Below are 9,616 nucleotides of genomic sequence, written 5' to 3'. Positions count from 1 at the left end.
TAGTTGGGACATAGGTAGTGAGGAAACTAACCTCCTATGCCGTCAACAGAGTGCGGATAAGTCCAATAAGGATGTGTAACTTTTAACAACTTTTTTGGAACAGATTAAGCCCTTTTCAATGTCGTGATCGACCTGCTTCATATCGAAGCCTTCAAAAGTATCGAACAAATGCAAAGTACGGTTAGCAAAAGCAGCATTAATCATGTAAGAAAAACCGCCTTTCCATACACCAGCCTCAGCTACACAGGCATCGGATTTGGCTAGCTCTTCATTAGAGGCAATCATCTCAGCACACAGCTGCATAGTGCGCCAGCGAGTGTAGTCATGGTGCTCAACGCTATCGATAAGTGGGCTTTGCACCTGATCGTATGCCATAATATTAATAGCGCAGAAACCCCTGTCTTTAGACAGGGGAGGAAGCTACCTCTTTTTTTATTTCAGTTAAAAATGTTTTTCGCTTTTCGATAAGCTTAAGTTTTTTAGGGGAGACAGATTTTGATATATGTTGACCATCAATGGTTCTAATATCAAAACCTCCATCTTGACGACGTCCCATAATAAAACCTTCTTTTCCATAGCACTTTTTACCAAAACACTTAACTTTATCGAAAAGTCTAAAGCCTTTGACTATATAAGGAGCTTGGTTTAATTTCCTTATACCGCCCTTTATAGCATTGACCTTGTGAATCTGGCGATTATGTTTACGGGTCTGCTTTTGATAAAGGTAGACATCAGATCTATTGGCATGTAAATTACCTGCTATACAGAAGGCATCTGCGCAATGAGTCTTTGGTAACTTTAATTTAATGCGCTGGTATTTAGTGATATAGCCGTAAGTTTCTTCTATTGGAATTCCTGGATGTGCTTCACGTAAGCGAGCAACAAATGCATGACGCATAATATTCATACATGCCGCATGTTTAAATGATCGCCCACGCTTTATGTTAAGCGTAATTAATCCTTCGTGATAATTCTTATGGCAGGTTTCACAAAGTGTAATTAGATTGTTAGGAGCATTACCACCAGTCTTGCGACTTTCGAGGTGATGCACACAAAGAACCTTGTCTTTGGACTTGCCTTTGCAGTGTTGGCACGAGTAACCATCCCTCCAGAGAACATATTCACGCACATTCGAAAAATCTAACTGATCGCCTTGTTGATAGCCCTTGCCTGTAATAGCTGGATTCTTAATCTTTTGAATATCAAAAGATGCAGTTTCAACCACTATCTTAGTTACAGGAAACAACTTCAAAACAGATTCAATACGCGATAAATGCGCCTGAATACGGTTTTCAATGCTAGGAGCTAACCAGCCTTTGTGTTTAGAGTGAACACGATTGTTAAAACGAGGAGCACGATAACGGGTCTTGCGAGCGCGTCGACTATTTCTTAAAGCACGACGATCGGCTAATAGGCCTGTAATATCCTGACGCAACTCTACCTCTGAAGCAAAAAGCTCTGTTTTTGCAGTGGTAGCAGAAATGCCAATATGCTTAGAGCCAGCATCAACACCTAAAGTGACCTCTTGCTTCGTTTCCCCGGTAGGAATAGTCAGCTGAATAGTGAAAGGAGACTTCTGTTTTACAACAGCTTTTTTCTCCTTTAGCAATACTCTAGCTTTTCGTGGAGAGCACGGCATTAAGCACTGACCACGCATACTCAAAACAGCTACTTTCAAAATAATCTCCAAAAGGATACCCTCAGGTTCCTTTCTAAAAAAAATTTAGTTAATACCCTTCGCCAATGTTGTATAGGGTTTAACGTCTATAATTCGCTCGCTACCTATCCACTGATAGCTTTATGCTAAACTACAGACCGCAGAGCGCAAGACTAGGATAAACATCCTGCGGTGCCTATATTTTCCTAAACAACGTAGTTCAAAACACTCTAAAAGAGTGCTCACTAAGGCTAGTACACTAACGAGGCTGATCCTCAAAAAAGAGGTCATGCCTCCGCCTTTAGGCGGTGGATGCTAGTGACCGTAGAAGACGGCCATCAGAGACTTGAAGTTATCGGCATTGAAGCTAAACATATTTTTCCTAATGCTGTGTATCTAACATCATGAGAGCTGAGCTAAGCGCTTATTAAACTTATCTTGTAAGCCAAGCGGTCTTTGAGCTTGTTTTAAGCTGAGCGCTCTTTAAGCTTGTTTTAAGCTAAGCGGTCTTTGAGCTTGGCTTATAACTAAGCGTGGTGCATGTATTAATAACATGAGGCCATGAGTCTAGTCAGGGTATGCAATTAAGACTAGATCTGTAGATGGACTACCAAGTGTTGAGCGACGGATGCAGAACTTATAGCCTAAGTTTAGATCTTCAAGATAAGACTTAAGCTCATAGAACTCAGGGGCATTGTGATAGATAGCTACTACTAGCAGCGGGCGCTGGCTCTTAATTGTATCGAGGGCACCTTTGACGATCTCTACCTCAAAGCCTTCAACATCAATCTTAATTACGCCCACTTCAAGCTGATGCTCTTTGACATAGCTATCAAAGGTAATTACTGGTACATCCTCATAGAACTCAGGGATATTGTAGTCAGCAGTTACGGATGCGGTTGCGTCTACCTTGCCTTGAAAGCCTGAGATACGTAAGGTATCGCTCTTATCGCCCAAACCTGTCTTAACAGGGATAACACGGCCTGATGCAACATCTGCAGATAAGGTTTTGATCATGGACTCGTAATTGCCGCTTTGAGGCTCAAAAGCATAGATCTTAGAGAGGCTATAGAGATCTCTAAACAGTATGACGGTATCCCCGATATAGCCACCGATATCAATAACAGCCTTACCATTGAAGCGGTCTTGGTAGTTAACCTCGACCATGCCCTCGCTATCGGCCTCTACCTTTAGATTGGCAGCAACCTCATCATGCAGCTCACTCTTTTTGACCTTGCTAAGAAGCGGCAGCACATCATACATGCCGTATAAATTGGTGTAACTTGAGCTCCACTCGAGGTTAACTTGCTTTAAGAAAGCAGGCTCACCCTTAGCAACCCACTCATCATGGCGCTTAAATAGATAGCGATCAGTATCAGTCCAAAAAGCTTGTTGCTTGACTAGGCAATCATTAGCATTGATGACGTAGTGCACCATACGCTCATGATTTTTAACGTATTCTACAGATACCTCATCCATGCCATCTAGAAGCTTAGCTCTAACATCACGCATGACATGGGTGTCCATGTAATCAACAAAGCTTTGCTTGAAGATATAGTCAAGTGAGATATAGTTCGTCTTGATGTATGTGGCAAAGCCATGAGCATCTAAGGCAACACTCTCACCGCTTGGTAAAGTGATGTGGCCAAAAATCTCTGTTTGATTATCTGCACCCATTGTATTGTCCTGTTACTTTTGTTCTGTTACCTGTTCTTAACGTTCTTAAGCAAGGGAGGCTAATCATCTATGCCCAGAATGTATCAATGCACGCGTCTAGATTTGCTAGCGTTAACTGCCTAAGCCTCACGATCTAGCCTTAGCTACGTTAGCCACAAAATCTACGAGATTAGGCTCTCTTAGCATCTAGCTTTGCGTGCTTGGGCTAGGCTTTGCTCTAAATCTAGCTTTGCGAGCCTTGTCTGCTCTCGTCATGTAGTTTTCTTAAGAAGTATGGCGTGAGGAAGAATGACTTATCGTGAGGCTGTTTGTTCTTACGACCTTGCTCAAGGAGTGGCTTAATCATGCCCACTAAGCGCTCGAGGCTCTTATCGCAAGCATTGTACTTAGCTGCCTCATAGGCCTTTTGTGAGTAAGTCTCATAGTCAGATAAGATGCTCTCTAATGCATCAAGATAAGGTTTAATTTCCTCATCATCAGGAACTACGCAATTGTTATCCTTAACCACTTGCGGAGGATCAATTAAGATGCCTCCAAGTACAGAGTCATCAAAAGTAGCGCTGCTATCATCATTAATGACTACCTTACGACCAATAGCCTCTGGCAAGCCGCCGAGATTACTGGCGATTACCGGAACACCATTGACGTTAGCCTCGGTTGCAACCATGCCCCAGGCTTCGTTGCATAAAGATGGCATCATGACTACTTTTGAAATTGAGTAGACCTCGTTCATGGCCTCAGTATGCTCGGCAACATCGATATTGCTCATGACATACTGTGAGTTCTCTTTAGTAATGAAACGCTCACCATTCTTGTGAACTAAAGCTTGCACGGTCGCGTTGTAATCGGCTCGATTCTTTACAATTAAGAAGCGATATTGTGAGTCAGGATGGCGCTCTTTAAAGGCTAAAGCCGTCTTAATGAAGATGGAAATGCCCTTGTTATGACTTGGATTGACGTAGGTGATATAGCGCGGATTTTCTGCCTTGTGAGCTGCCTTAACGCGCTTTTCATCGATACACACACCAAAGTGCTTAACCTTAGCCGTATGCTCTGAGATGCGCTCGTAGTAGCTTGCTAAAGCATATGAGTTGGTGAAGACTAAATCACAATCAGGGAATCTAAAGCACTCATGGGATGCATTGCATAAAGCATAAGCGCATGGAATGCCACGGGTTTGAGCCTCACGACGCAAACTTAAAGAGAAGAGATCAGGGGCGAAACCCATCATTAAATCTGGCTCATATACATCAAGCAGACGTACAAAGATATTCCACAGATTGTTCTGATCTTGCTGCTGAATGTAATCGAGCTTTTTGCCTTGGGTTTGCACCACATAGTAGTGCAAGGAATCGAGATTAAAGTCTCTTAAGAAACCTGACTTGAGCTCAACTTGAGGGACGATGCGATCATAGACTACAGAGCCAGACTCATTGTCCATAGCATCTGTGCACAGCACGATCACCTTACAATTCATAGCCGCTAACTGCTCTAAGATGAATTTGTTAGAGATCGCTGCTCCATTTGAGGTATCTAAGAGATTGCTAATTGAATACCAAAGTATGGTGTATGGCTTTTCCATAGTCGAACCAAATTGCAGTGTAAAAATGCTCAAGATGAGCGTAAAAATCAGGCAAACCTACTTTGCAAGATCACAATATCATGCTAGCGGCACTATAAAGCTATTGTCAGCTCAGGCATACAAGCACGTCGATTAGTGGATGCTTAGAAGTGTATTATGCACTGTAGGCTGGTGAGCTTACGTGATTATGCTAAAACTTAATTACTCTTGATAGGCAACTAAGACTAAATCGGTCGAAGGCACACAAATATTGCTGCGACGGATGCAGAACTTATAGCCTAGATTGAGGCTTTCTAAATACGGCTTGAGCTCATAGAACTCAGTAGCATTGTGATAGATAGCAATCACGAGCAGCGGCTTATAAGTCTTGATGGTATTTAGTGCGCCTTTGATGATATCTACCTCAGCACCTTCAACATCTACCTTAATTAATCCAACTTCTAAGCCATGCTCTTTAGCATAGTCATCAATGGTGACCACCTCAGCCTCTTCGTATAGCTCAGGATTGGCATAATCATAGTATGAGCTAGCAGTTGCATCAGCTGCTGCCTCGGCTCTAGTGCCAGAAAAACGTAAGGTGCCTTTTTGACTACCTAGGCCCTTCTGTACCGGAACTACCTGACCATTTTCGATAAATGGCTTAACGAAGTTGCATAAGAAGTCGTAGTTTTTCTTCACCGGCTCAAAGCTGAAAATCTTGGACTTTTCAAAGATATCTTTGAACAGCACCACGGTATCGCCAATAAAACCGCCGGCATCAATTACAGCCTTGCCGTTGATAAATTCCATATAGCTAAGCTCTTCTTGTTCATTAGAGCTTACGCCGCTTGTAGATTTTTTAGCTAATCCAAGCACCTCATACATGCCGTACAGATTAGTGTATGCGGTCGAAAAATCCTGATTAACCTGTTGTAGTAGCGGAATCTGACCAGATGCAACAATCTCACGGTTACGCTCGAGCAAAGCCTTGTCAGTTTCCGTCCAAAACATATCAGACTTAATCAAAGCCTGATCGCTTACACGCTGGAAATTTAGCAAGTACTCAAAGCGGTCAATGTAGTCGCAAGACACAGCATCTAGCCCCTCTTTAAGCTTTGCTCTTATGGGGGCCATGGCATGAGTATCTTGATAGTCAAAGAAGTTTTGCTTAAACATAAAGTCATATGTCGCATAATTTTCTATGACAAAACGACCGAGCTCTTCTGCGTTTAGGCCTACTTTGTTGCCATTGCTATCGACAATATAGGCAAAAGCCTCTTTTGTTTCTGACATGGATCTTTGCTCAATGGGATTACAAATTGTTTCGTGCATCTACTGCGCGGGCGATGTGTTGCATATATATCTATTGCTCATTCATGTACGAGCAGCAATACGTGTTAACCATGCATCTGCGAATTAGAAACACCATCTAATGTATTGATGCATGGCTATGCTCTTTAACGAATGCGCCTATCTTTGCTAATGTGTCGGCGCACAAATACGCTTGGATTAAGCGCGTTAGCCATTAAACCTTGGCGTTAAGCTCTCTAGTCCTTAAAGGCTAAGGAGCCGCTTGAGAGATCAAAACAGTCAGGCACAAAGATGATGTTTAAGTAAGCTGCATCGCCTTTAACATCCGCAAGATTGTCATAAACTTCATTCACGTAATCCAGATTAATCGGAATGATGGTGTTTTCTAAATCCTGATTAATACACAGCATGGTGTAGTTGTACTTATTAACCAGATCCTCGTGGAATGTTGGCCTGCCTGATTTAGCTAATAGAGCTGGCACAAACTCGGATACAATCAGAGGTCTAAAGCCTTGCTCAAACATCTTCTTAGCACCAGCAAAGACCTTTGGCTCATGGCCCTCAACATCAATAAGAATGATATGTGGCCACTCAGACTTGTCCTTATCGGCATAGAAGTTATCTAAGGTATCTGCCTTAACAGAGATCTTGGTGTATTCAGCACCAAAAGCCTCAGTATTGCCTTCAAAAGCAAGGAAAGAGTTATTGCCTGCATTGGTGCTGTTGATAAAGAAGTCAAACTCACCTTGGCTATCAGACAGAGCCATGTTAATGGCATTGACACGGTGCTCTAACTGATTGAGCTTAATGCTATTGGTAAGATAGCTAAAAGTCTCTGGAGTTGGTTCAAAAGCATCGACAGTTACATGGCTAGTAAACTTAGGTGCAAGCAAGCTATACCAGCCTAAATTGGCACCGATATTGGCAAACTTGAACTTGACGTACTTTGAAGCATATAACGCCATGAGCTTAGCAAAAGTCAAAGTCTCAGGAAGCTCCCAATAGCCATGCTCTTTAACCTGAGGGGATAAGAAGATATCGTGTTTCTCATCGATATTGTAGATTTGCATGACATATGGTTCACTGCCACAGCCACGTACGCCTGCAGGCAAATGTGAATTAAAGGCGCTATAGTCCTCGCTTGTGAGCTCATCAATTCCTGGGATTTGCACCAGAGCAAAATTATGGCCCTCAACTTTGCGGCATGCCAAATAGAAAGTATTGGCAGTAAAAGGACACTCAATACCGTCTAAGTCCTTAAGTATATCTGCCTCACTTGCATACTCTTTGCCCTCAATACGTGACATCGCAACCGAGCTAAAGTGGCCTAAGGACTTAAGTGACATGAAATCCACACCTGCATTATCAAAGGCCTGCAGGGTATGAGCTAAGCCTGTATCTCGAGCTACTTTCTTACGCCAGCTAGCATCAAGCATGGTGATGAGGCCCTCATTAACTGTACGCACTAATAGCGGATCGTTAATGGCCTTGATGTAATCTTCATGAGTGGTCTTGATCTCAACTAGCGCACCATGAGCACAAACACGGTAGAGCTCACTCATCAGAGCTACAAAGTTTTCTTTAACCTCAGCATCATTGCCTATACGCTCTAAGGTGAAGATAAACTTAACTGCACAAACACTGTTATCTTTAAGAGCTTTTAAATCGCTGACGCTGCCAATAGCATAGTGATCGTGCTTTGCCTTTTTCTCAGGCAGAGCAATGTAGCCATCAAACTTGAAAGTATCGCCTCCAAATGAGATGCACTGTAGTTGTTCTGTAGCTTTGTTATTCTTCTTGCGATCGACCATGATTTTAGCTCGCTTATGTTCATGCTTTTGATTGAGCGCTATGCTCAATGACAGAAAACCTAAGTTGTCTAAATAAAGATAAAGTGTCAAAACAAACAGCGCCATGCCAGCGCTCAGACATAGCAAGCATGGCACGTTGTCAGCAAACTATTTGTGCAATTTGCAACTGTTCTAACACTAAATTAGGACATTAGATTGTATAGCAAAACTAATAGCCTAGTGCGTTAGATGCAACATAATTATCTAAAACACAGCCTCTCATAGAAAACTTGTACCAAATCACTATACAAATTGGCTAATCTCTAAATTTGATCCTAGAAAAGCAAAGCTAAATCACCTTCTCTAAATAAAATTTCACATCCTAATTACAAGCCATAATTTGAGCGTATTATGTATTAGGCAGGTACTATCAGCTCATGCCTTGGGCAAGGCTGGGCTCATTTAGCTTGTGCCTTACTTTAGCCTTAATTGTTCTATGTAGGCAGTATCGAGGTGGACTCTATGACAATGCGTTATATAACCGCAGGCAAGATCATGTCTTTTGACGATCTGATTGATAAGAACACAGTCTATGTTGATAAAACAAGACCTGTATGTGATATGGCCTCTTCAAACGCACATTTTCTGCTCACTAGACCTCGTCGTATGGGCAAAAGCACGCTGGTTCATACTCTTGAGTATCTGTTTTCTAAAGGCACAGTAGGCACAGAAGGTCTCTACTGCCACGAGCATTGGCCTGAGCCTAATCGCTATTTCGTCTTTCACTTTGACTGGAGTACGTTTGTAATATCTTCAGTAGATGATTTTAAGCAACGCTTAAATGATGATCTGGATGGCTGGGCTTTATACTTCGGCTTTGAAATCCCTACAAACAAACATTTAGCATGGCGTTTCGAGTTTTTTATTAAAGCATGCATTGCTAAGCTTAAAGACGAGGCGTTTTTAGCTGCGCATCCTGAGCTAAAGGAGGGTGATCGCCCATTTTGTAGCGATAGAGTTGTGTTACTTATTGATGAGTATGATGCCCCTCTATCTAGAAACTTAGATAATCCAGAGCTGTTTGAACAGCTACTGCCAATCTACACAGACATCTTAGCGACTATCAAAAGTCTACCTTGCTTTCGTACTGTCTTCATTACAGGCGTTTGCTCGTTCTGTCGGGAGTCGATCTTCTCAATAGCTAATCAGTTTATAGATATCAGTCTTGATAGTGATTATGCAACCTGCTGTGGCTATACACGTGAAGAAATTGAGCACTACTTTGCTCCTGAGCTAAAGAGAGCTCAAGAAGTCACTAACTTAAGCCACGATGAGCTTCTAAATGCTATGAGCTATTTTTACGATGGTTATAGCTTTTCAGAAAAGCCTGAAGAACAAACACGTGTCTTTAGCCCAGTTAGTGTCTCGTTATTTCTTCGCAAACCTAAAGAAGGCTTTAGGAACTACTGGTCTAACACTGGCTCTCAGTCATCCTTCACGCTCAAACTGTTCAAAAAGTGCAATCAATATATTGCACGCAGTTTTTTAAGAGATCTTTACCACTACTCGAGTCATCCACGTATTGAGATTGATGCATCGCTTGAAGATGTAATTGCCTCT

At 42.2% G+C, this 9,616-nt stretch carries 7 protein-coding genes; 1 reads left to right on the top strand and 6 read right to left on the bottom strand.

Features of this window, described 5'->3' with window-relative positions:
- Positions 1 to 42 precede the first annotated feature (42 nt).
- From RDO37_RS01460 to RDO37_RS01435, 6 genes are all read right to left on the bottom strand, one after another.
- Positions 43 to 375 carry a TylF/MycF/NovP-related O-methyltransferase gene (locus tag RDO37_RS01460; protein ID WP_308497871.1) on the bottom strand — a complete coding sequence of 111 codons (333 nt, stop codon included), beginning with the start codon at positions 373 to 375 and terminating at the stop codon, positions 43 to 45.
- 28 nt (positions 376 to 403) lie between these two features.
- On the bottom strand, positions 404 to 1,678 hold the full coding sequence (gene iscB, locus RDO37_RS01455) for an RNA-guided endonuclease IscB (RefSeq protein ID WP_308497870.1): 1,275 nt from the start codon (positions 1,676 to 1,678) through the stop codon (positions 404 to 406).
- A gap of 546 nt (positions 1,679 to 2,224) precedes the next feature.
- A complete protein-coding gene (locus RDO37_RS01450; protein WP_308497869.1) occupies positions 2,225 to 3,334 on the bottom strand; it encodes an FkbM family methyltransferase in 1,110 nt (369 codons plus the stop codon).
- Positions 3,335 to 3,557: 223 nt separating this feature from the next.
- Positions 3,558 to 4,916: a glycosyltransferase gene (locus tag RDO37_RS01445; RefSeq protein ID WP_308497868.1), complete on the bottom strand. Its 1,359-nt coding sequence runs from the start codon at positions 4,914 to 4,916 to the stop codon at positions 3,558 to 3,560.
- Positions 4,917 to 5,117: 201 nt separating this feature from the next.
- A complete protein-coding gene (locus RDO37_RS01440; protein ID WP_308497867.1) occupies positions 5,118 to 6,188 on the bottom strand; it encodes an FkbM family methyltransferase in 1,071 nt (356 codons plus the stop codon).
- A gap of 254 nt (positions 6,189 to 6,442) precedes the next feature.
- Entirely contained in the window at positions 6,443 to 8,017 is a 1,575-nt protein-coding gene (locus tag RDO37_RS01435; protein ID WP_308497866.1) for an FkbM family methyltransferase, read from the bottom strand.
- A gap of 501 nt (positions 8,018 to 8,518) precedes the next feature.
- Here RDO37_RS01435 and RDO37_RS01430 point away from each other — a divergent pair.
- Positions 8,519 to 9,616, top strand: a 1,098-nt coding sequence (locus RDO37_RS01430) for an AAA family ATPase (protein ID WP_308497865.1), incomplete at its 3' end; no start/stop codon positions are given.

It is taken from the genome of uncultured Anaerobiospirillum sp. (genome assembly GCF_902485895.1).
Classification (GTDB): Bacteria; Pseudomonadota; Gammaproteobacteria; order Enterobacterales; family Succinivibrionaceae; genus Anaerobiospirillum; species Anaerobiospirillum succiniciproducens.
The sequence above is the reverse complement of the archived record's forward strand: the minus strand, read 5'-3'. Positions and strand labels throughout refer to the sequence as shown.